We start from the raw sequence: 23,093 nt of genomic DNA, 5'->3' as shown, positions 1-23,093 counted from the left end.
CTAAAGAATCACAAGATTATTTTTCTTTCCGACCCTTTAAGTTCGATAGTTGAAAAAATTGTTAAAAACTAAACCCAAAATGCTGTTCAACAGAGCATATTATTTTGCAAATTGATTTTAAATGAATAAAAAATATTCTGATATTCGAGAAAAATTGCAAATCGTTGTAGACAAAAAAACTACCAACGAAATGGCTCATTTGACCCACTACTTTCAAAACCACAAAAACGGAGTTTCTCAATATTACAAACCAACTGCAAAAAGATACTTGGCTGATTTGCACGAGAACTTAAATATCATTGAAGAACCCGAATTTCAATATTATTTGCCTATCAAATGGGACGTTCCTTTTCCACCAACTGAAGATCCCAAATTTAAATTTATAGATCTTTTTGCTGGTGTCGGAGGAATTCGGCTTGCATTCCAAAATATTGGAGGGAAATGTGTTTTTACAAGTGAATGGGATTCTTTTGCAAAGAAAACTTACGAAGCTAATTTTGGAGAAGTTCCATTCGGAGACATCACACAAATATCGGAGAAAGAAATTCCTGACCACGATATTTTGCTTGGCGGTTTTCCTTGTCAACCTTTTTCAATTGCTGGTGTTTCCAAAAAAAAATCTTTAGGTAGGCAACACGGTTTTTTAGACAAAACTCAAGGAACATTGTTTTTTGACATTGCGAGAATAATTGAGCACAAAAAGCCCAAGGTTTTTATGCTTGAAAATGTAAAAAACCTTGTCTCGCACGATAAAAAGAAAACTTTCAAAGTTATCACCGAAACTTTATCTGAATTAGGTTATTCAATTCATTATAAGGTTTTAGATGCAAAATATTACGTTCCACAGCATCGAGAAAGAATCATAATTGTTGGGTTTAATAAATCCGTTTTCAAAGAAAAAGAAACTTTTGAATTTCCTGAACCACCTGAAACAGAACTTGCAATAAGAGATATTCTACAAAAGCGAGTTGACCCAAAGTATACGTTATCTGACAAACTTTGGAACTATCTTCAAGAATACAAAAAGAAGCATCAAGCTAAAGGCAACGGCTTTGGTTTTGGACTAACCAATTTAAATGGGGTTTCACGTACTTTAAGTGCAAGATATTATAAGGATGGTGCGGAAATACTAATTCCACAAAGAGGGAAAAATCCGAGACGACTAACACCAAGAGAGTGTGCAAGAATCCAAGGTTTTCCAGATAATTTTATTATTCCAGTTTCTAACAATCAAGCATACAAGCAATTTGGCAATTCGGTGGCAGTTCCATTAATTCAAGCGGTTGGAAAGAACATTGTAAAAGAACTTTTAAAAATCAATGAATCTACAGAACCTAAAATCGCTGTTCATCAATAATGGTTGTGATGAAATCTATGTAAAAAAGCTCGCACCAAACGACAATTCAAAAAACCAAGTTTACTTCGGAGGTAATTTTGAAATTCTGAACGTTCTGCCAATTTCAGACATAACCACAGTCGAAGCTGGGGATTGGAGAAGAGAACGCTTTAAAGCCTCATTAAATTTTGCTTGGGTAACTGACGAGGGAAATCTATCACCTGCAAATCACGCTCAATTAATCCTATATCCAAAATATCCTGAAGTTCGGTTTTCAGGTTTTCTCAAAGGTTCAAGAAATGCACCTTCAGAATTAATGACCCAAAGACTTGCCGACAGATTACTGTTTATGGCTGTGAGCAAAACCGGTACAGTTTTGGGATATGTTTCTCATCCAAATTCGCAAATAGCGAATGAATTCAATCAAGAAAAGAATTTAGGAGAACACGGAATCTTTTCGATTATAGAATTACCTCAAACAGCAAATAATCGTTCTGTTTTACTTCAAGAGCTCACTAGAATTCATAACCAAGGTTGGATAGATTCAAAACGTTTAGATTCTAATGGGAACATTCTACCTTGCCGAGCTTCAAATTGTGGTGGTTACACTCTTGAAGCAGAATTGGGCGTTACACCGAATGGATATTCAGAGCCTGATTTTATGGGTTGGGAAATAAAACAGTTTGGAGTTAAGAAATTTGAAAATATCAATTCCTCTGTAATTACCCTAATGACACCTGAACCGACTGATGGACTTTACAAAACGAAAGGAACGGAATATTTCATTAAAACTTATGGCTATCCTGATAAACTTGGTAGACCTGACCGAATGAACTTTGGTGGCGTTCATAAAGCCGGAGAAATCCACCCAACTACTAAATTGGAAATGAAACTTATCGGATTTGACCAAGAATCTGGTAAAATCAGAAATACAAATGGACGAATAGCATTGGTTGACCAAAAAGACAACGAAACAGCTTCTTGGAGTTTTTCTTCAATGTTGTTGCATTGGAATAGAAAGCACGACAAGGCCTGCTATGTGCCATCATTATCAGACACAAAAGGAGATAGAAAATACAAGTATGGGAACAACGTAATATTGGGAACAGGAACAGATTTTCAACTTTTCCTTGGACAAATGGCAAATGGGAATATTTACTATGACCCAGGAATTAAATTGGAAAATATATCAGACAAACCAAAGATTAAAAAGAGAAGCCAATTCAGAATCAAATCGGGATTTCTGCCAAATCTTTATAAGAAGAATGAAATAATAAATCTAACTGAATAAGCAGATACTAAAGAAACACACACCTACAATTCACACAAGCCAACTCTTAACCTAATAATTGCAGTGAGTGTGCCGTTCTGCAGCGCCAATTGACAAACAAACTAAAAAGTCAGCTGAGAACACTGTAGATATTGCTTAGCACGCTTAAAAATATCAAAAACAGCCTACTGGGTTTTAAATAGCTAAGGTAACGCCACCCTCTCGTAAGCGTTTCTTCCATTTTTCTTGTATTTTCATTCCATGTCCTACGAAAAGCAATTGGAGCGGTTTGCCAAGCAATATCCCCGTATCGAAGACCTAGCACAAAAAGCCAAAAAAAGGGTACCTAGGGTCGCCTGGGAGTACTTAGATTCCGGTACGGGAGACGAAGCTCTTTTGCAACATAACCGAACCGCTTTTCAGAACATCCGGTTTTTGCCCCGCTTTTGCAAAGGGCCGATAGAAGCAAACACCGAGACCACCCTTTTTGGCAAAACCTATAAGGCCCCAATCGGTATGGCCCCCATAGGGTTAACGGGGCTGCTTTGGCCCAAAGCCGAACAGTATTTGGCGGCCACCGCCAACCGTTTGCAGCTACCTTATTGTTTGAGCACCGTGGCCACAGAGACCCCCGAAACCATAGGGCCGCTTGTAGGTGACATGGGTTGGTTTCAACTCTATCCGCCAAAAGACCGTGCCGTGCGCGACTCGCTTTTGCAGCGTGCCAAAGATGCCGGCTTCCATACCTTGGTGGTCACGGCCGATGTGCCCATGGCCAGTAGGCGCGAGCGCAGCAAAAGGGCGGGACTGGCGATTCCCCCGAAAATCACCCCCAAACTCATTTGGCAGGGACTGACCCACCCGGTCTGGAGCTACCACACCTTGCGACGTGGACTGCCCCGTTTGCGTACCGTGGAGCACTACGTGAACAATAGCGACATGAAATTTATGAGCGGTTTTGTGGGCAACCGATTGGGCGGTACGTTGGATTGGAACTACTGCGAAGAGCTAAAAAAGGCATGGGGCGGCCCCGTGGTTATAAAAGGTATCTTACACCCACAAGATGCCCAAAAGTGCATCGATATTGGAATGGACGGTATTTATGTGTCAAACCACGGGGCGCGACAGTTCAACGGAGCCCTATCTGCCATCGAGGCCCTCCCCGCCATCGTAGACCAAGTAAACGGCAGGGTGCCCATACTTTTTGACAGCGGGGTCCGCTCAGGTCTGGATGTAATGCGGGCACTATACCTGGGTGCCGATTTTGTGTTGGTGGGCAGGCCTTTTATTTGGGGTGTGGCGGCATTGGGCCAATACGGGGGTGACCATGTCGCCAACATTTTGGTGGATGCCCTACAGAACAATATGGTACAATTGGGAGCCACGAATTTTGAACAGTTGCGAGCGGCCGACCGTGCCTACGGTTAAGTTTTTTTATGCTTTTCCTCAATCCATTTGCCCATAAACTTCGTGGCCGCGAGCGATTGGTGTTGCAACATTTGCCCGATAAAGTTTTGCGCTCGGTGGGTGTTCAAGTCAGCTGTTATACCATCGATTTTTGCAAAAAGGCGCCCCTTTAGTTTTTCGTGACCATACACCTGGTTGATGATGTTGATTCCCTTTTGTTGGGCCAGCTGCCACTGTTCGGGGTTTTGATAATACTGTACGGCCGCGTTGATAAAATCGTTGTCGTCTGTCGCCACATGCCCTGCCCATGGCAAATTAGCGTGCATGCCCTCGACCCCGATGGGCGTGGTGATGCTGGGGAGCCCGTTGCGCATGGCATCGACCAGTTTGCCCTTGATGCCCGCCCCGAACCGTAAGGGCGCCAAATTGATACGGGCCTTTTTCAATACGCCATCCAAATCCGCTACCCAGCCTTTGACCAAAAAGCCTTGGGTTTCTTCATGAAATTGTTGAATGTGTTGGGGTAGATAGGCCCCATATACGGATAGTGTGGCTTTTGGCAACTGCTCTCTAATCTGGGGGCAAATCTTGGTTTTCAGTTGTACGATGGAATCTACATTCGGGGCATGTTTGCCATTGCCAAAGCAGACAAACCCGCTCCGTTCTTTAAAAGATGGCCAATTGGCCGTTTCATTTTCTGTCAACGGAGGCAGCATAAAGGGCAGGTGCAAGACATGGGTTTGGGGCACCCCTACCCTTTCGACCAAAAATTGGGCCTCAACCATACTGACGACCAAGGTCAGGTCTGAGCGAAAAACACTGGCCATTTCGCGTTTGGCCCTGTCGGTGGCGAGCCAGTCGGCCACCGCAAAGTCTTTCTCGTGTTTTACGGCCGTTTCCCGGTAATGACGTAGCGAATGCAAATCTTCGGTATTCAGTATCTGAAGGGCATTCGGTGCGTTTTCGGCCACACGCCACCCAAACTGCTCTTCTACCATAAAACGGTCGAAAATGACCACATCGGGCCGCAGCTTGCCCACCCAATCATCAAAACTGGAATCGTTGAGCTTGATATGGGCCTCTTGGACACCGAGAGCGGACAAATCAATGGAAAACTCCGTTTTGGCAGCTGTGGTGCCGAAAAAAATTTGGCAATCCCTTTCGCTGAACGCTTTTAAAAGTTGAAGCATCCGATGCCCTGCCGCGGTGGTCGAGGGTTCGGGCCAGTTATGGCCGATGATCAGGATTTTTGACATATCCAAAAATCAAATTCCAAATAAATACATTACTGACAAACATTATATCTAGTATCCAATAGCTAACAGCGAAGCGGTCCCACATCTAGATATCACATCATCTCGGCAAACTTTTTCGAAATGCTGGAACGGAGCTTGCGCTCATAGTCTTCTTCGAGCCATTCTTTGTAGTTCTTGGTATTGTTCATGATGCAGTACGAATACTGGCGTACACGGTAGGCAATCTCATCTTTCAGCTCTTTGGCCAACATACGGGCATCGAAGACATCCTCACTGTTCTCGACGCATATCTGCGCGTGCTGCTCGATGCTGCGCTCCAACACCAATTTTGATTTGAGGCCTTGGGCAAAGACCTTTTTATATTCTTCCTTCACATCAAAATCAATGTTCTTTGACTTACTGAACTTGGCACGAAGCTCAGCGGGCATCTCATAGACAAATTCCCGCTCGATGTCCTCGTCATTCTTGATGTTCTCCAAATAGAAATCGGGGAAGTGGAAAATTTCCTGCCAATCAATGGGTTCATCCCAAGGCCCGAAACGGGCAATGTTGTTTCCTAGATCGATAACGTTGAACTCGTTTTTGCCGGGTATGATGCGCGAACCCCGGCCGATCATCTGAAAATAAAGGGTCAACGAGCGTGTGGCTCGGTTAAGGATAATGGTCTCGACCGTAGGTTCATCGAAACCGGTGGTCAAAATACTGACCGAGGTAACAATGGCATCGGGGGTGTTCGAGAACCACTCCAAAATTTCTTGTCGCTCGGCTGTCGAACTGCGGTTGTCTAAATGGCGAATATTGTAGCCCGCCTTTTTAAAGGTCTGGTATACATACAGGGAGGTATTGATACCGTTGTTGAAAATCAAGGTTTTGGTTCCTTTGGCAATCTCTTCATAGGCCGACAGTAGTTTGCCCAGCATACTTTGTGCCCCATAGAACTCATCGCTCGATTTTACCGTATAATCGCCGTGGATTCCCAATTTCAAAGACCGCAGCGTTACATCGTAGGTATGCAGTTTGGCCTTGGCCAAGAACTCGTTTTCTATCAACCACTTGATCGACCGGCCCACGATCAACTTCTGGTAATGGTCTTTCATGGGCAATTTGATGTTCGAACTCAAAGGTGTGGCCGTAACGCCCAATATATTGGCCTCTTCGAAATACTTGAACAACTTTCTGAACGAGTTGTAGTGGGCCTCGTCGATAATGACCAACCCGATGTTGTTGATGCTCACCTTTTCTTCTTGCAGGCGGTTGTTCAGGGTCTCGACCATGGCCACAAAACAGCTGTACTCATCTTGGTCGTCCCATTCTTTGACCTCACTGTTGATGACCTTATTGGCCACCCCAAAGCCGGTGAGCATCTTAGAAGTCTGCCTGCTCAGCTCGATCCGGTGGGTCAAGATAACCACCTTCTTTTTGGTCTGTTCGATGTACCGACGGGTAATCTCAGAAAAAACTACCGTTTTGCCGCCACCCGTTGGCAACTGGTACAACAGGTTGCTGCCCTCGGGCATTTCTTTCAAAGCCTTGAAGATCTTGCCAAGGTCTTCTAGCTGGTAATCGTATAAAGTTTTTCTTGAGATTTCTTTTTCGAACTCCAAATCAGGGATAATTCTTTTCATTAGCATCAAACCTTACAAAATTAGCTGTTTTTATGCCTTGTGAAAAATCGACTTCCGGTTTTGCGAAAAATACTATCAACAAGTTATCCCCATTTTTTGGATTTTGGGCGCATGAGTCGTCTTGCTTATAAATTTTTGATAAGAATAACTGCTGTCATTTGGAAATTCGCACTTAAAAATGTATAATGAGTTCTTGTACAACACACAAATCCAATCCTATAAAAAAGAATGAGGCAACTTAAAATTATCAAGCAGGTTACAAACCGCGAATCAAAATCACTAGACAAATACCTACAAGACATCAGTAAAATAGACTTGATCACCGCCGACGAAGAAGTTGAGCTGGCGCGCAGAATCAAGGCCGGCGACCAAAAAGCCCTCGAAAAATTGACCAATGCCAACCTACGATTTGTGGTCTCGGTGGCCAAACAATACCAAAACCAAGGCCTAAAACTGCCCGATTTGATCAATGAGGGCAACGTGGGGTTGGTAAAAGCGGCAAAACGTTTTGACGAGACACGGGGATTTAAGTTTATCTCTTACGCCGTTTGGTGGATCCGCCAATCCATCTTGCAGGCTTTGGCCGAACAATCGCGGGTGGTACGGCTGCCCTTGAACAAGATCGGCTCCATCAATAAAATCAAAAAGACCTTTTCTTATTTGGAGCAGGCACACGAAAGACCGCCCTCTGCAGAAGAAATCGCCAAAGAGCTTGACATGACCGTTACCGAGGTAAAACAGTCCATCAAAAATGCAGGAAGGCATGTTTCGATGGATGCGCCCTTAAAGGAAGGTGAGACCTCGAACCTGTACGATGTGTTGAATACCAGCGAGTCGCCCAGACCTGACAAAGATCTGATGCACCAGTCGTTGAACACTGAAATCAATAGGGCGTTGGATACATTGTCGCCTCGCGAGGCAGATGTGGTAAGGCTTTACTACGGAATCGGGGACCAACAGTCGATGACCCTTGAAGAAATTGGAAGTACCTTTGACCTGACCAGGGAGCGCGTCAGACAAATAAGGGAAAAAGCCATTCGAAAGTTGCGGCACAACTCGAAAAGCAAAATATTGAAGACCTATTTGGGCTAAGACCCAAGTTGCGAAAGCGGTTTGTTATCGCTTAAATCAGTTCAACTTGGCTATGTTATAGCCCATCAAAATATCGTTCAAGTCTTTGATAAAGGTCTGGTAAGCGGCGTTTTCGTTCTGTTGATTTTCCATGATTTGAGAATTTTTACACAGAGTTGGTTAGACTATAGGTAGTCTAATTCGGCCAATTCGTTAATGCTCAAAATTTCGTTCAGTTCTTGAAGAAAAGCGAGGTACTCCTCACCGTAGGTATCGTATAACATTGTAGGTCAATTTAAAATTCGGTACTGCTATTACAACGCTAAACTTAGAGCAAACCGTATGGCAGGGCAACAAAATGTGGTGAAGCATCATTTTTCTGTTGTAAAATGTCTAAAAATGTAGAAATGGCCCCAGTATGTTAGCATTTGCGCTGTAGCCGGTAACAAATGCCCCTCGACCATCTTCCCATTAATTCGATTAAACGGTTCTTTCCCCAGGTTTTTCAGCAATAACGCATAGGTAATAGCGTTCTATCCATAATGGATATCCACGGCTTAGAGGCCGTTTTACAGATCATAAAACTATGAATACCCTACCCCGATCCTCTTTTCTAAGGGCTGTGGCCTTACTTCTTACGGGTTTTATAATGGTATGCCCGGCAACAACGTTTGCACAAAAAGAAAATGCCAAAAATACCGAGGTAGTCTCGGCTACGCTGAACAGTTATGGTTTCAATGCAAAAAAAAGGAGTGATTTTACCATTGCAGGCCAAAAAGAGACCGTACAAAGAGGACTGACCATCATACATTTCAATTCACCTGTTACCTATGAATTCCGGACATTTGATACCTATGGCAGTGTAGAAGAACAAGCACAGGCACTCGATGTACTTGGCCAACTTCATGGTAATGGCGCCTATTTTGCCATCTTGGTTCACGATTCGGCCACAAAAGGAACATTCGGCCAATCAAAGGATCTAACAAAACTGGGACTCACAAAACTAAGTGTCTTAAAAGGCCGGCAAGCCTATGTTATGCACAATCTTGGCCAAGATGTCCATGAATGGGTTGATGACATTGGGGCGAGCGTTACAGTTGACATTCCTAAAAACATACAAGACGACAGAATCTACTTTCCGAAGGAAACATATGAATTCGAGCCCAGTGCAGACCGCTACATAGCCCATGCCGGAGGCGAGGTAAACGGCCATGCCTATACCAATACAAAAGAGGCCTTGGATCAAAACTATGCCAAGGGGTTCCGTCTTTTTGAGCTGGACATTATAAAAACATCCGATGGAAAGTTGGTGGCCGCACACGACTGGAACATGTGGTCGCGTTTTACCGAATACAAAGGGTCTTTACCCCCTAGCCTAGAGGAATTCAAAAAGCATACAATTTATGGTGATTACACCACTTTGGATATGCAGGGTATCAATGATTGGTTTGCCGCCCATCCTGATGCTATTTTGGTAACGGACAAGTTGAGTGACCCGATTGCCTTTGCAGAGAAGTTTGTGGATAAAGATCGTTTGATCATGGAGCTCTTTAGCCCCATGGCAATCGAAATAGCCACCAAAAATGGTATCAAGGCCATGATATCACAACGACCACTGTTGAAATTGAAAGGCGACAAACTAAACTTCTTGGCCGTGAACAACGTTCAGTACGCTGCCGTTTCAAGACGTATTATTGAACGGGAAAAGAAGTTGATGTTACAACTAAGGGATGCCGGCATAAAGGTATATGTCTACAATGTAAACTTTGACCCCGGCAAGGATGAACGATATGTCTATGAAAATGAACTCGGACTGGTTTATGGCATGTACGCCGACAAATGGGTTTTTGATCGACCAAAAGACCGGGCATCAAAGTAATCAACCAATCGGTCTTAAAACTTCACCTGATAGACCAACCCCGCGGTAACGCCCCAAAAGAAGTTGCCCAAATCGGAGGCCAGTTCTTGCCTGCGAACCCCTAACCGCGCCCGGTAGATATTCGGGCCGTTCTTTCCAGTGAACTGGTATTCAAGGTTCAAACGCTGTGATTCAATAAAAAACAGGGTCTCTGCCAGCAACTGATCGTCTGCTATGATTTGGCGAAGTTCGGGTGACACGCCCATTCCTACGTTTACACCTAAAAAATTCTCGGCATCCTTAAGGTACTTGCGTACCAATAGATTGCCCGAAACGCGTGTAAGGCCATCAGGCCTTGGGGTTATAAACGAACGCAGTGAAAAATAGTAGTTGCCCCGGTAGTGGCCCAAAGAGTTGGTAATGGCCTTGACCTCTCGGGTATTGGTGATAATGTAGCGCCCACCGGCAGAAAACTCAAAAGCGCCGGGCAGGTTTACATACAGATCGCCCCCCATTTTATGCCTGGGGTAGATGTCTGCATTCGAATGGCCATAGTTTAGATAGGCGTAGAAACGTTTCGAAAACTTCGGATAAAAGTCAATATCATACTGAACACCATGCTTGCCCAAACGATTGCTGTAGTTGATCTTTGGAATAATGCTTCCGGCCAAGGTCTTTCGTCTAAAAGAAATACTGGAGAAGACCTGGGGGTCAAATCGCTCGCTGAAAACGGTAAATGAATTGTTGATGCCTATTCTGTTCTGAAATTCTTCTGTATCGGCCGATGCTTCTGACCTGCCTTCGGCATCGGTAGTGGCTCTACCGGTTTCTTTGCCATTCTCAAGGGTGTTCTTCTTGTCTTTCTTCAGTGAATCAGCTTTGGCGTTGGTAATATCGGGGCCTTGGTTGTGCCATCCTTTCTCAGGGTACTTCTTGTTCGTTATTCGCTCTAAGGCCAAGTTTTTCAAACGTTCGATTTCATTATCATCTTTTAAGTAAGATAGGGCCTTATTGGCAAGCCCCAGGGCCGTGGCATCTTCTTTTGCATACAGCTCGTTCTTGATGGCCGAAATCCAAACATCCCTATCGGTTCTCTCTTCGGATGTTATTTTGTTGAAGTGCTTTCTTGCCTCATCGTACTTTCCGCTCCAGCTATAGGTGTTGGCCAATAGCGAACGGGCCTGTATGTCATCGGGGGTCTTGGACAATATTTTCAGCAGAAGGTCTTTTGCAGAGATGTGGTCGCCCTCAAAAGCCATCTGATGCGCTTGGGCAACATCCGGTTTTTTGGGGCCATTGTAGGCCAGCTCCTGGCCCCATCCGTAAAAACAGGCCATACCAAGAATACAAGTATATATTGTTTTGCTCAACCTCATTGCTTTAGTGATGCCACGACATCTTTGCCTTTTGGGCGTTCAGATTTGTTCACAAGTGAAATCCCTGCCTTTCTTGCCTCTCGCTTGGCACGTGCTATTTTATCGGCAATGACATCGGCACTCGAACTGTTTCGCTGCACAAGTTCTATGAGTTCAAGGGCTTCATGATGTCTGCCATCCCAGAAGTAGACATCGAACAAAGCAGAATAAGAGTCGATGTAATCAGGGTTTATCTTAATGCATTCTTGCAATATCTCAATGGCGGTATCGCGGTTGCCACGCCATGCATTGACCCTCCCCATCAAAATCTTTGTGTCGATATGCCTTGGCCTTTCAGAGAGTATATAGCGGCACAACAATAGCGCCTTGTCATATTCTTTGTCAAAGGCAAGGTCTCGGGCAATCGAAAAGAACTTGTCAGAATTATACCCGTTGTAAAGACTGTTGATCCAAACCATTTCGCTATCGGTAAATTTTTCTTTTTTGATGGTGAAAATGGCCAGACTATCAGGTATTATCTTATCGTTGGTGGTCACATAGGCGTTCAACGATTTAAAGTTCTGTAGCTTTTTTTCGAGGTCTGAACCGCCAAATGTACTGCCCAGATCCATATTCTCGTCAATGGTATATACCGCCCCATCAGAATACAGCTTTTCACCACTGATATATTCCTTCAATTCGTTTTTATTGCGCATGAGCGGAATGTCTTTTATTGACCTGAAGCTGGAATTTGTATCGAGTGCATCGCCCATCCATGCTACTTTTTTGGGCATTTTGAGCTCGTATTTACCTTCGAGCAGGGCCATTAACGTGGGGGGTACATCAAAATGGGAAGAAATCGCGCTGATCTTCTTTGGGTTCTTCAACATCGGGCTATAAATCATCAAGGGCACATGAAAACGGCTCAGATTGTTTCGCTGTGGAATGGGTATCAGCCTGTGGTCTCCCGTTACAATGAAAATCGTATTCTCATAGCCGGGTTGTTTTTTGTATTCCTCAAAGAAATATTTTAGCGCATCATCAGTATATAAAAGTGTGGCAAAAACGTTGTCGTTCTTTTTAATGACCCTCTTGACAGCTCCCTCCAACTGCGCCTTTTCCAATAACTGCGCTACTCTTTTCTCATAATAATCCTGACGGGGAGGAATAAATGGTTCATGGTTGCTGATGGTCATATAGACTTCAAGTCTTGGCTGCGCTTCCTCACGGTTCATACGCATACTCTTTTTAAAGAGTTCCTTATCAGGATACCCCCATGAGAAGCCCTTGTTTTCTTCCTGCATTTCATATTCTTCGCCAAAACTGGATTTATCGATTATCTGATCAACGTTCTCGCTTATCAGGTAACTGTCTACGTTATCAAATGAGCTATTGGTGCCTTGATAAAATGATGTTAGATATCCATTGTTCTTTAATATGCTGAACAAGGTGAGCTTGTTCGGATATTTCTCGAGTTCCATAAACCCACTCGTGCCAAAAGGCAATGAGCCGGTAAGGGCCGGAAGCACACCAAATGTGCGCCCTGTTGTACTCAGGCAGTTCTCCCAATAGAGCGACTTTTGGGATAGGGAATCCAAAAAGGGTGTAAAGCCGCCAAACTCGGCACCCTCGCCCATAAAATCGCGGCCCAGCCCTTCAACAATTACCATAACGATATTGGGCTTTTCTTCTTTCAATTCAAAGTATTCGCCCAAAACGTTCTTGGTATGCCCCGATTTTATCAAAGGGTATTCGACATCTGCCTTGTACGAGGTGTCTTCTGTTGAGGTCTTATAAAGGTTTATGGCCAGGTACTGTGTCTTGCTTTGGTTTATGGGTTTACCGTCCAAAAAAAGCGTTGAGACGAAAAGACTAAAGAGAACAATGGTAAATGGGTACATTTTACCGATATGGTGGTAGTACTTCGAGGTAAGTCTGTACAGGCCAAAAAAGGTGGCTATAATGACCGCCAGACCTACAAAAGGCACTATCGATATACCGCCCGAATTGCTGATGGTCTCTTTGATATCGGCAATACTATAGCCCAAAAGGTCAGAACCCAAGGGCACCAATGCGGTACAGTAGTAGGTAATCAACAGGGCCTCTACGATCAACAACAGTACAAGCAGCACAACAATAAGCACAAAGCCATAGCGTGGCCTTAGATTCTCCCAAAAATTAAAGGGAAATATCAGTATTATGGCCACTAACGATGCAAAACCCATTTGATGGGCAACCGCGATAAAAAAGCTGGAACTGAAAACACCTTCAACCACACCCTTGAAATAGAGCGTGGTATATTGAAACACAGACAACAGCATCAGGCACAGAAAGAATGCGATGATCAATCTGGTGTAATGCATTAGCGAGTATCTATCACGTTGGCTCGTGTTCATCTTATTGCATTAAGTTGCTTTGGCAAATCCCTTTCGAACCTGGGTACCCCAACCCGATTGTACCCTGAACAGTTTTTTTAGATTTCCCCGAACCGACGACATGACCACGATGGGCCGAAAAACAAACGGCTCTATGATAGCGCAGAGCATCAAGGTGAGGATGTCTTTGGTCTTTTTATACTCGTTGTAGGTATAGACATCCCATAGAATGGCGTAGAACGAAAACATGATGGAGAACATGTAAATGGTCACCGTAATCGCCAGAAAAAAGTCCCAGTTGAGAATATTGAGGTACCAAAACAGCATTATGGTCAGAAACCCGAAAAATTCCAGCAAGGGCGAAAGCCATTCGTAAAAGAACCAGTAGGGATAGCTCAAAAGGCCCAACCTGCCAAACTTTGAGTTGAAAAACATGTCTTTGTGCTTGTACAGGGTCTCAAGGTTGCCCCGGGCCCAACGATCACGCTGGTTTACCAATATCTTGAGATCTTCCGGCACCTCGGTCCAACACAGTGAATCAGGTATATACTCAATGGTATACGGCTCGCGCCGCTCATGCATATAGCGGCGCATTCTGAAAACGATTTCCATATCTTCCCCAATGGTGCCCGTATCATAGCCCCCCACGGCCAGGGCTATCTCCCTATCAAAAAAACCGAAGGCGCCTGAAATGATCAAAAGGCTATCGATGCGGCCCCATGCCATACGGCCCAACAAAAAAGATCGGGTATATTCCAAAAGCTGAAATTTGGCCAACCAGCTCTTTGGAAGCCTTATTTCTTCCAAAGTACCCCCTGAGATCTTGCATGAATTGGCAATTCTAATAACGCCGCCAACGGCAATCACCCGTTTTTTGGTTCGCTGAAAGAAGCTCTTTACCACATGCAACAAGGCATCTGGCAACAACAGGCAATCCACATCGATACACCCCACATACCTGTTTTCAGATAGCCGCATACCCGTATTTAGGGCATCTGATTTGCCCCCGTTCTCTTTATCGATCACAACCAATTTCGAAAAAGCACGGTGCTTAGACTTGTAAATACCACGAATGGGCTTTGATTGCCAGTTTGGGTCAATTTTTTGCTCAACCCTCTCAAGGTCGTAGGCCGCAATCAATTTTTCGAGGGTATCATCTTTACTGCCATCGTTCACTACCATCACCTCGTAATTGACATATTTCAGCGATAACAGCGAGCGAACGTTTTCTACAATGGTCAATTCTTCATTGTACGCTGGTGCGATGATCGTGATACCCGGGGCCAATGGCGAGGCCATTACTTTGGAGAGGTCGCCAAAACTGTTCTTGTTCCTGTAGTGGATGGCATTTCTGGTGGACAGGTAACCCATTATGCAGAACATGCTAAAAAGCACCACCGTAAACACCAAAAAGGTGATATTGATGTACTTTAACAATACCTCAAAAAGGGTGCTGTCCATCATTTTTTAGACATGTTTCGTTCTACTTGCGAGCTATTACCGTACAGATAAAACTCCTCTGACAATTCAAAATTGAGCCCTTCTTCATGATCATTTGCGCCCTTTATGCCCAACTCGTCATAAAGAAAACAGAGCTCAAGGGGCAAGAGTTCGTCATCGGCCTCATTAGTTTCCCCGGTTTTAGGGTTCTGTTCGAGAGGAGCCTTTTCAGTTTGATTATCCTGTACCATTTCGGGTTGTTCTGCCGGCTCTTGGGTTGCCATTTCCGAAACCGCCTCCTCATCGCTTGTCAATTTTTGCAGTAATTGTTCTTTTGCCCTACCCGCACGCTGCGCCACCCTTACATCTTGGTCATGAGTAAGTTTTTCAAGCAAGGCCAGCTCGCGTTCGTCGCCCACATCGGCAATTTCTTCCAACAGTGCCAATTTGGGGGCTGTGCCATCGGCATACTCAAAAAGTGGGTAAAAAATACTGTCTTTGGCCTCGACCAAAAGTTCGTCTACATTATACGATGGCTCTGAAGATGGGGTATTTGCAATGTCGGATCGGGTCTTCAATTTTTTCAACATCTTGAAAATACGGAAGCCCGATTCGGGGTTGTTCTGTTGTTTCATCAAATCCTCCAAAACGGGAATATCCCTGTCAGAGCCTGATATTTCCAGGCTCTCAATAAGCTTTTCCTGTTCTGGGGGCGAGAGTTTTTGGTATTCTTCTGAAAATTTTGGTTGAAGGGCATTGCTATCATCTGTCTGCTCCTGGTTGGAATCGGGATTAACCAGCCCAAGGTGGCCATTGAATACCTCATCCATTTCTTCTTCAAGTGGCCCAAATTCATATTCCTTTTCCATTTCAGCCTCCTGTTCGCCTGCTGACGCTTCTAAATGGTCTTCAGCATGAATAGCATCGTCTGCCAGCGAAATGGTCTTGGGGTCAACCTCATAGACCTCGATGCTCTCGAAATACGTTTCGTTGCCGGCCACCAAATCATCTTCTGGGGGTGTTTCTTTATCGTGAACGGTTACAGGGGCCGAATCTGAAACGGTTTTCGCGTTCGCCAATTCAATGTCGATGGAATCCTTTTTGTCTTTTTTGAAACGCGACATGATATCTTTGGTCGGAATTATGGTATCAGGGGCCAAATCGTTGATGGCAGTCAGTGCCTTTGTGCGCACCATAAAAGAAGGTTCTTGTTTTTCTACCTTAAGAAGAAATTCGATGTCGTTTTTGCTCCCCAACGTTGAAATGGCTTCAAGAATCTCGATCTTGACCATTTCATTGCAGCTCCAAAACACCTTTTTTAAAGGATCGATAGCCCTAAGAATACAGAACTCTTTGATGCACCGAATGGCCTCTGTCTTAACTTGGTCATCTTTGTGCTTTATAAGTTCAACAATTGATTTTGCCGCATCGTTCTGGTTGTAATGGCGCATCAACCGAAGTGAAAAAAGCACCACATCACGATTGGGCGAAATCAACCAAGTGGCAAATTGCGGTGGCCTAAAATTTTCCATCTCCCTGAGTTCTTCCATGATTTTGAGCTGTTGCCACTCAGAAATGCTATATCGGGTGGTATCCAATAAATGGCTGATGCCCTCTGGTTTCAAAGAAACGGTGGCTATTTCGGCCTGCTTTCGTATTATGCCCCTTCTGTCGTTCAAAAACTTGGTAATAAAGGGGTAGGCATCGATCCGCTGCATTTCGGTCAGCTCCAAAATTCCTGATGAGACCACCTCCCATCGCCAACTTTTCAACTTTTGGAACGCATCGAGGTGCAACCCCAATTCTGCATAAAGTCGGTGCAGTTTTTTCTTGGTTTCGCCCGAGACGTCCTTTTCAAGGTCCATCAATATCTCGGTGAGTATTTTTCGAAAGGATTTGTTTTTGAGTTCCCCCCTAATCTCAATTTTCAACTGTACATAACTCTTTTGTTCTTCGATGGGGCCATGGTGGTCATGAAAGAGAAAGTTGCTGATAACGGGTGCCAACTTTTTCTTCTTCTCTGAAAGCCTTTTTGAATGGAAGGAAATTTTGCGTTTAAAAAAGAATATGAACGCAAAATACACCACTCCCAGTATCGTGAACATGGCGGTAAGATCCCAAAGTAGGTCGGTATGTATGGTCGGGACGTTGATAGGTTTGGTTATTTGGTTTTTACTATGTTTTACTCACGGTATTCAATGCCCTTGATACCCTGACCAAAAGTTCAGACGGGCTTATGGGCTTTGACAGAAAATCGGTGGCCCCCAATTCAAAGGCATTCAAGATGTTTTCATCATTGGAGGCCGAAGAGATCAATATGATCGGTAGCTTTGAGTTTACCTCATTGCGAACATGGTCAACCAGCTCTATACCCGAGAAATAGGGCATCATAATGTCACTGATGATAATGTCTGGCAAGGCCTGCTTCAAAGACTCCTTTACTTCCAAGCCGTTTTCAAGCACATTGACCTCATACCCCTCTTTCTCAAGCCAGAATTGGAGCAGCGAGGCCAACATTTGGTCATCTTCCGCCAATAAGATTTTTCTTCCTTTCAATTTCTGGGTCTATTGTTATTGGTTTTTCATTTCGTCACATTCTCGGTCAATCTGCTTTTCCAATCGCGAGTATTCGTCAATGAAATGGTTGTACAGAAAGTTTAGGTGTTTAAGGTCTTTGCCGGTTTTGCTCTCCAAATCGATCTGTTCCACGATTTGTAGTAGCCCATGGGCCTTCATCATTTTAATGCCCGACTTCATCTTATGGCAGGCAAAGGCAAGACCCTTCATATCCTCGTTGGTGAGGTGCACCTTCAAGTTGCCGATAAATTCTAGAACGTTCTGTTTGAACAGGCGTATCAGTTCTTCGAGCAATGCCACCTGCCCCATACATTCGGTGAGCAAGTTTTTGATGTCAAATGGTTGTTCAGCGTTCTTTAGCTGTGATTCAAATTGTTGAATGGTGATCTTTGTAGCCATAACTATCCTATTTTAGATATACCATACCGACCTATACGGCCTTGATGGTAGCTTCAATTGTTTTTGACACCTGTTGCAAGCGCTCCACAAGGGCCTCTTGCCAAGGGTCGAGTTTTGAGTCTTTTAATTCTGCCATAACCCTTTCCAACTCCGACCAGTTAGCTGATGGGTCCGTCCTGTCAGGTTCTGACATTACTTTACTGTCCGATATGTCATAGGCATGATTGACCTGAACGGAGGGTGTGTCACATTCGGCCTCCAACGGGCCGAATATGTTTTTGTGCAGCCGTTCTTCGAGGGCCGAATAGTGCTGTTTGAGTTTCAGTGCTTCGGCTATTTTCAATTCTTCGAAAGAGTAGTTGTCCAGTGCGGTTCCTAATCTATCCAAGTGGTTCAGTAGTTGCATCATCAATTTCGTCGTCTAGTTATTGTGTTCGGCCAATTGTTAAGGTATTTTTGGCCGTTCCCTAAAAAACTGGTTTTTATGATGTTAAAACTGGTCATTTAACCTAGCCTGGGCAATTAATTGTTACGTGGTTTCCCGTTTTTGTTGTCAATTCGCTTTATTTGTAGGTGTAAAAATTATTTCCATGAGAATTTATACCCTTTTCACCCTTTGCTGCCTTTTACTGTCATGCGGCGAAAAGCAAGAAAAATCAACCGAAAATCTTGAAGAAAAAGCCAAGGCAATACACGATAGAGTGATCACAGTGGATACGCACATCGATATCAACGTCAAGAATTTTACCGATAGTGTTAACTACACCCAGCGCCTGCAGACACAGGTCGATTTGCCAAAAATGAAAGAAGGGGGGCTCGATGTTGGCTGGTTCATTGTCTACACAGGTCAAGATTCATTGAATGCCGAGGGATACGCCAAAGCGGCGGCCAATGCCGAGGCCAAGTTTCGGGCAATTCACCGGCTTTGCGAAGAATTTGCCCCAGACCAAATAGGTTTGGCACTGAACTCAGATGACGTTAGAAGAATCGTTGGCGAAGGCAAGCTAGTGGCCATGATAGGTGTGGAAAACGCCTACCCCATTGGTGAAGACCTTTCCAATTTTGAGAAATACCATGAATGGGGTGCGCGATATATCTCATTGTCACATAATGGACATAGCCAATTTTGCGATTCGAATACTGGGGAAGAAAATGACGAATGGTTACATAATGGTTTAAGTGAGTTGGGCAAAAATGCTGTATTTGAGATGAATAGACTAGGAATAATGATTGATGTCTCGCATCCATCAAAGGAATCCATGAAGCAGATGGTCGCCCTATCGAAAGCCCCTATCATCGCCTCACACTCATCGGCACGGGCCCTTTGCGACCATAGCAGAAATCTCGATGACGAACAATTACTGCTGCTGAAAGAGAATGGCGGCGTGGTGCAAACCGTGGCATTTAGCGCCTACCTCAGCACTGAAAAGCATAAAGCCAGGGCTACCTATATGAAAGAAGTGTACCAAAAGGTGGCCGATTCTCTGGGCATTGAATGGTACGACCGATCACAATTTCGCGAGTTGACCGATGCTCAAAAAGCGACCTTCATAGAAAACTACCCCAAGGTATTGAACATTTCCAAAGAGTTGGTGGCCGATGATCCCAAGGCTCCTGAAGCGGTCAACGTTTCAGATTTTGTGGACCATATCGATTACATGGTAGACCTTATCGGCATTGACCACGTGGGCATAAGTTCAGACTTTGACGGCGGTGGCGGCATCGAAGGCTGGTCAGATGCCTCAGAAACCTTTAACGTGACCTTAGAGCTTGTAAAAAGAGGATATACAGAAGAAGAAATCGCCAAACTTTGGGGAGGTAACTTGCTGCGGGTACTTGACGAGGTACAGTCTGTGGCGAAAGAACTCCAGGCAAACTAGTTTTCCTTATCGGCCAAGCGCTCTTCTACGTACTCTATCTTTGTTTTGCCATGCGGGGCGGGTTTGCCGTTTTCATCGAGGTTCACCAGAATAATGTTATCAACGGTCAAAATGGTCTCTAGGGTCATTTTGTTCCGTACCTCACAATTGAGGGTGAGCGAAGACTTTCCAAATTTGACCACTTCAATGCCCAACTCCACAATATCGCCCTCAACGGCAGAGCTCATAAAATTGATCTCAGACATGTATTTGGTGACAACACGTTTATTTTCGAGCTGTATAATGGCATAAATAACAGCTTCTTCGTCTATCCATGACAAGACACGCCCCCCGAACAAGGTGCCATTGGCGTTGAGGTCTTCGGGCTTTACCCACTTTCTTGAGTGAAATCTCATAGCGAACGGTTTTGGCGCAAAGGTACGGGCAAATCACCACGTGGAGAAAGCTTTGTATGCTTTTGCGGGAATTATTGCCGATTGGAAAACTTTGTTAAGCTTTAAATAAAGTTTTCTTAATTCTTTGGGAGAGAATTCGATAAAAAAATAAATTGAGACTTCATCAATCATCAAACAACCGTCAATGCAAACTTCTGCCCGTTATTACTCAGACCCAAGTTTTACCGTTTTCAATGTTCCCCTGTGGAGGGCCAAATGCTATAGATTCCTATCGGTAAACGTCTGGGGCGCCTTGCCTAGTCCGTGGCAACGAAGCCTTTCAAAGGCGTACACCAGACTTTATTCGCAGCCCTTTTCAAGGCACATTATTCCTCCTTATTTAAAATGGCACTACAACGACAGAAACTACCTTTCTAAGTTCAAGCCCCCCAACGGGGGCACAACATATAGGAATTTTCAAGATTTCTTTACCCGTGAGTTTAGGTCGCTGCCCAAAAATAACAGCGCGTGGGTGTGGCCTTGCGAGGGATTATTATGTGATGTTGGAAAAATAGGGGCGCTCGGTATGGCCCAAGTAAAAAGCGATCGCAGAAATTTACATACCATATTTGGGGTTAAAAAGGATGATATTCCAGAAGATTATACCTTCAGCAATGTTTTTCTGCACAACAAAAACTACCATCGCATCCATTCGCCCACTGATGGCACCATCACGAGAATACAACACGTGCCCGGTGACCTGATAGTACTAAGGCCGTGGATATACAAACAAAACCCATCGCTACCTGCTTTTAGAAACGAGCGCTATAACATAGACATTACCGATAGTTCGGGTAAAAAATGGCACCTATCAATTGTGGGCGGTCCTGCGGTGGGATCCATCGAACTTGGCATGAATATCGCCCTAGGGGCCAAGGTCAGAAAACTGCAAGAGATTTCAGTGTTCTATCTTGGCTCAACCTGTTGTATGGCTGCGCCCTTGGCGCCCAGGTTCCATCAAAAAAATGCTTTTGTCGAGGTAGGTGCGAGTTACTGAAAGAGTTTCGGGGGCTTACTGTCCAACGCTTTGGGTATCTGCAAATTGGTTTCCAGTGCTTTATTGCAGTTGTCGATAAAATAGGCCGCCAACAGGGGCGACTCCAACTCAAGGTTCTGGTGCACAAAAAAATGTACATTGCGCAGCCCCTGTCTTTTCCAAACCGACAACCGCTCTACCCAATCATCAAGCCGTTTGTAATCTGATTCATGGTTGGCCCCGACATAGCGCACAAAGGCCTCGTTATTGGTTAGCCTCATGTGCAACAAATCTCTTCTGCCTGCGGTATCGACCAGAATATTGGCAATATTGTTTTCTTCCAGAAGGTGGTAGAGTTCTTGTGACACCTGCTTATCGTTGAACCAATCGGTGTGCCTGAACTCCATGGCGAGGGCAAATTCTTTGGGCCAATATTCGACAAAGCGCACTACCCTGTCAAAATCTTTTGGTGAAAAATTATTGTGCATCTGTAAAAAGATGGTGCCCAGCTTTTCTTTTAGCAACGAGGTAACTTCGAGATATCGGTCGACCGTGTCGTAAATACGCTCGTTGAGCCTTCTCAGATGGCTTATCTCATTGGTGATCTTGGGAAAGAACTTGAAATGGGCCGGGGTTCTATCGTACCATTTCCGGTACTGTTCCGCAGGAAAAATGCGATAGAAAGTAGCGTTCAGCTCTATACGGTTGAACTGGCTCGAATAATAGGTCAGTTCATCTTTAGTGCCCCTGGGATAGAAATTCTTCAGGTCTTGTCGATTCCATTTGGCACAACCGACATAAAGCCGAAAAGGCTCTTCGGTAGCGGTCTTCTTCAACAAAGCTTCCGTCATAGGGTCATCGGGCGGAAGGGTGAAGTCAACCAATTCTGGGTGGTCTACTTTGCCAAATTTCATTTCGTTCTTTTATCCTCGGAACATACTTGATAAAAATAGCCATAAAAGCCCTATTTCATGCCAAGTAAGTGGTTTTTATTGGATACCTTGTAACATATTTCACTTACTTGGTACTAACAAGTTAATTCAAATTAAAATCTCTGAAAATGAAAACGATTAAAACAATTATTGCTGTGGTTGCAATGGCATTGATGGCGCCGGTGCAAGCACAAACTGCCGATGAGATCATCGCTACCTACTTTGAAAATATTGGCGGGTTGGAAAACTTCAAAAGTCTCGAGGGCATGAAGCTTGAGGGCAAGGGCAGCCAACAGGGCTTTGAGTTCCCCATTAAGGTGGTGCAGCTAAAAGACGGCCGACAAATGTTCTCGTTCACCTTTCAAGGAAAGGAAATAAAACAAGGTGTCTATGATGGCGAGGTGCTTTGGAACACCAACTTCATGACCATGAAGGCTGAAAAAAGTGATGCCGAACAAACGGCCAACTTCAAATTGAACACCAACGATTTTCCTGATTCCTTTGTCGATTACAAAGACAAGGGCTATACCGTTGAATTGCTCGGCAAAGAAACCATGGATGGTGCCGAGACATTTAAGGTCAAATTGGTGAAAGAGCCCATTACAGTTGATGGGGTAAAGGAAGATGATATCTCTTTCTACTACTTTGATACCGAAAACTACGTGCCCATAGCAGTGGAATCCGTTGTACGGGAAGGCCCTGCAAAGGGCAAGATGGCCAAGACCGTAATGAGCGACTACCAAGAGGTCAATGGTTTGTATTTCCCGTTTTCGACTTCCCAATATGTTGACGGCAATTTGATGTTCACCATGACCGTAGATAGCATTGAGCTAAATCCGACCGTTGATGATGCTGAATTTGCCTTTCCCGAAGAAATGGCAGAAGACAAAAAATAGAATCCT

At 44.3% G+C, this 23,093-nt stretch carries 19 protein-coding genes; 8 read left to right on the top strand and 11 right to left on the bottom strand.

The features are described from left to right. Positions 1–121: 121 nt before the first annotated feature. The 3 genes from dcm (at position 122) to VC82_RS13825 (ending at position 4,034) form a co-directional block, all read left to right on the top strand. Positions 122–1,357, top strand: coding sequence for a DNA (cytosine-5-)-methyltransferase (gene dcm / locus VC82_RS13835; protein WP_052699051.1), 1,236 nt, complete (start codon positions 122–124; stop codon positions 1,355–1,357). Beyond that, a complete protein-coding gene (locus VC82_RS13830) occupies positions 1,320–2,627 on the top strand; it encodes an MvaI/BcnI family restriction endonuclease (protein ID WP_045802893.1) in 1,308 nt (435 codons plus the stop codon). The genes dcm and VC82_RS13830 overlap by 38 nt, the downstream gene beginning before the upstream one ends. 240 nt (positions 2,628–2,867) lie before the next feature. After that, positions 2,868–4,034 carry an alpha-hydroxy acid oxidase gene (locus tag VC82_RS13825; RefSeq protein WP_045802892.1) on the top strand — a complete coding sequence of 389 codons (1,167 nt, stop codon included), beginning with the start codon at positions 2,868–2,870 and terminating at the stop codon, positions 4,032–4,034. Here the strand turns inward: VC82_RS13825 and VC82_RS13820 are convergent. Together VC82_RS13820 and VC82_RS13815 are read right to left on the bottom strand one after the other, a co-directional pair. Then, positions 4,031–5,269 (bottom strand): glycosyltransferase, encoded by a 1,239-nt coding sequence (locus VC82_RS13820; protein ID WP_045802891.1) that lies wholly within the window; start codon positions 5,267–5,269, stop codon positions 4,031–4,033. The genes VC82_RS13825 and VC82_RS13820 overlap by 4 nt on opposite strands. Before the next feature lie 92 nt (positions 5,270–5,361). After that, positions 5,362–6,894: a DEAD/DEAH box helicase gene (locus VC82_RS13815; RefSeq protein ID WP_170218328.1), complete on the bottom strand. Its 1,533-nt coding sequence runs from the start codon at positions 6,892–6,894 to the stop codon at positions 5,362–5,364. A 228-nt stretch (positions 6,895–7,122) separates the two neighbouring features. On the opposite strand from VC82_RS13815, the gene VC82_RS13810 reads away from it, so the two are divergent. After that, the gene (locus VC82_RS13810) at positions 7,123–7,986 is read left to right on the top strand and encodes a sigma-70 family RNA polymerase sigma factor (RefSeq protein WP_045802889.1); all 864 of its coding nucleotides are present in this window, start codon (positions 7,123–7,125) and stop codon (positions 7,984–7,986) included. 565 nt (positions 7,987–8,551) lie between these two features. After that, positions 8,552–9,844, top strand: coding sequence for a glycerophosphodiester phosphodiesterase family protein (locus VC82_RS15325; protein WP_052699049.1), 1,293 nt, complete (start codon positions 8,552–8,554; stop codon positions 9,842–9,844). A 14-nt stretch (positions 9,845–9,858) separates the two neighbouring features. Here the strand turns inward: VC82_RS15325 and VC82_RS13800 are convergent, their stop codons facing one another. The 7 genes from VC82_RS13800 to VC82_RS13770 form a co-directional block, all read right to left on the bottom strand. Then, positions 9,859–11,193: a YaiO family outer membrane beta-barrel protein gene (locus VC82_RS13800; protein WP_170218327.1), complete on the bottom strand. Its 1,335-nt coding sequence runs from the start codon at positions 11,191–11,193 to the stop codon at positions 9,859–9,861. Between the two features lie 2 nt (positions 11,194–11,195). Next, positions 11,196–13,574: an LTA synthase family protein gene (locus VC82_RS13795; RefSeq protein WP_052699046.1), complete on the bottom strand. Its 2,379-nt coding sequence runs from the start codon at positions 13,572–13,574 to the stop codon at positions 11,196–11,198. Between the two features lie 9 nt (positions 13,575–13,583). Further along, the gene (locus VC82_RS13790) at positions 13,584–15,014 is read right to left on the bottom strand and encodes a glycosyltransferase family 2 protein (protein ID WP_045802887.1); all 1,431 of its coding nucleotides are present in this window, start codon (positions 15,012–15,014) and stop codon (positions 13,584–13,586) included. Then, on the bottom strand, positions 15,014–17,098 hold the full coding sequence (locus VC82_RS13785) for a HEAT repeat domain-containing protein (RefSeq protein WP_045802886.1): 2,085 nt from the start codon (positions 17,096–17,098) through the stop codon (positions 15,014–15,016). Before VC82_RS13785 ends, VC82_RS13790 begins: the two co-directional genes overlap by 1 nt. Positions 17,099–17,168: 70 nt before the next feature. Next, positions 17,169–17,549: a response regulator transcription factor gene (locus tag VC82_RS13780; protein WP_157518124.1), complete on the bottom strand. Its 381-nt coding sequence runs from the start codon at positions 17,547–17,549 to the stop codon at positions 17,169–17,171. Between the two features lie 15 nt (positions 17,550–17,564). Continuing rightward, on the bottom strand, positions 17,565–17,969 hold the full coding sequence (locus VC82_RS13775) for an Hpt domain-containing protein (protein ID WP_045802885.1): 405 nt from the start codon (positions 17,967–17,969) through the stop codon (positions 17,565–17,567). A gap of 31 nt (positions 17,970–18,000) precedes the next feature. Beyond that, a complete protein-coding gene (locus VC82_RS13770) occupies positions 18,001–18,378 on the bottom strand; it encodes a hypothetical protein (protein ID WP_045802884.1) in 378 nt (125 codons plus the stop codon). A 181-nt stretch (positions 18,379–18,559) separates the two neighbouring features. Between VC82_RS13770 and VC82_RS13765 the strand changes: the two genes are divergently transcribed. Beyond that, a complete protein-coding gene (locus tag VC82_RS13765; protein ID WP_045802883.1) occupies positions 18,560–19,849 on the top strand; it encodes a dipeptidase in 1,290 nt (429 codons plus the stop codon). Here the strand turns inward: VC82_RS13765 and VC82_RS13760 are convergent. After that, positions 19,846–20,244 carry an acyl-CoA thioesterase gene (locus VC82_RS13760; RefSeq protein ID WP_045802882.1) on the bottom strand — a complete coding sequence of 133 codons (399 nt, stop codon included), beginning with the start codon at positions 20,242–20,244 and terminating at the stop codon, positions 19,846–19,848. The two genes, VC82_RS13765 and VC82_RS13760, sit on opposite strands and share 4 nt — an antisense overlap. Positions 20,245–20,428: 184 nt before the next feature. On the opposite strand from VC82_RS13760, the gene VC82_RS13755 reads away from it, so the two are divergent. After that, on the top strand, positions 20,429–21,280 hold the full coding sequence (locus VC82_RS13755; RefSeq protein WP_045802881.1) for a phosphatidylserine decarboxylase: 852 nt from the start codon (positions 20,429–20,431) through the stop codon (positions 21,278–21,280). Here the strand turns inward: VC82_RS13755 and VC82_RS13750 are convergent. Further along, positions 21,274–22,173, bottom strand: coding sequence for a DUF72 domain-containing protein (locus VC82_RS13750; RefSeq protein ID WP_045802880.1), 900 nt, complete (start codon positions 22,171–22,173; stop codon positions 21,274–21,276). The two genes, VC82_RS13755 and VC82_RS13750, sit on opposite strands and share 7 nt — an antisense overlap. 146 nt (positions 22,174–22,319) lie before the next feature. On the opposite strand from VC82_RS13750, the gene VC82_RS13745 reads away from it, so the two are divergent. After that, positions 22,320–23,087: a hypothetical protein gene (locus tag VC82_RS13745; protein WP_045802879.1), complete on the top strand. Its 768-nt coding sequence runs from the start codon at positions 22,320–22,322 to the stop codon at positions 23,085–23,087. Positions 23,088–23,093: the final 6 nt, after the last annotated feature.

Origin of the sequence: Flagellimonas lutaonensis (assembly GCF_000963865.1) — a bacterium.
GTDB lineage: Bacteria > Bacteroidota > Bacteroidia > Flavobacteriales > Flavobacteriaceae > Flagellimonas_A > Flagellimonas_A lutaonensis.
The sequence above is the reverse complement of the archived record's forward strand: the minus strand, read 5'-3'. Positions and strand labels throughout refer to the sequence as shown.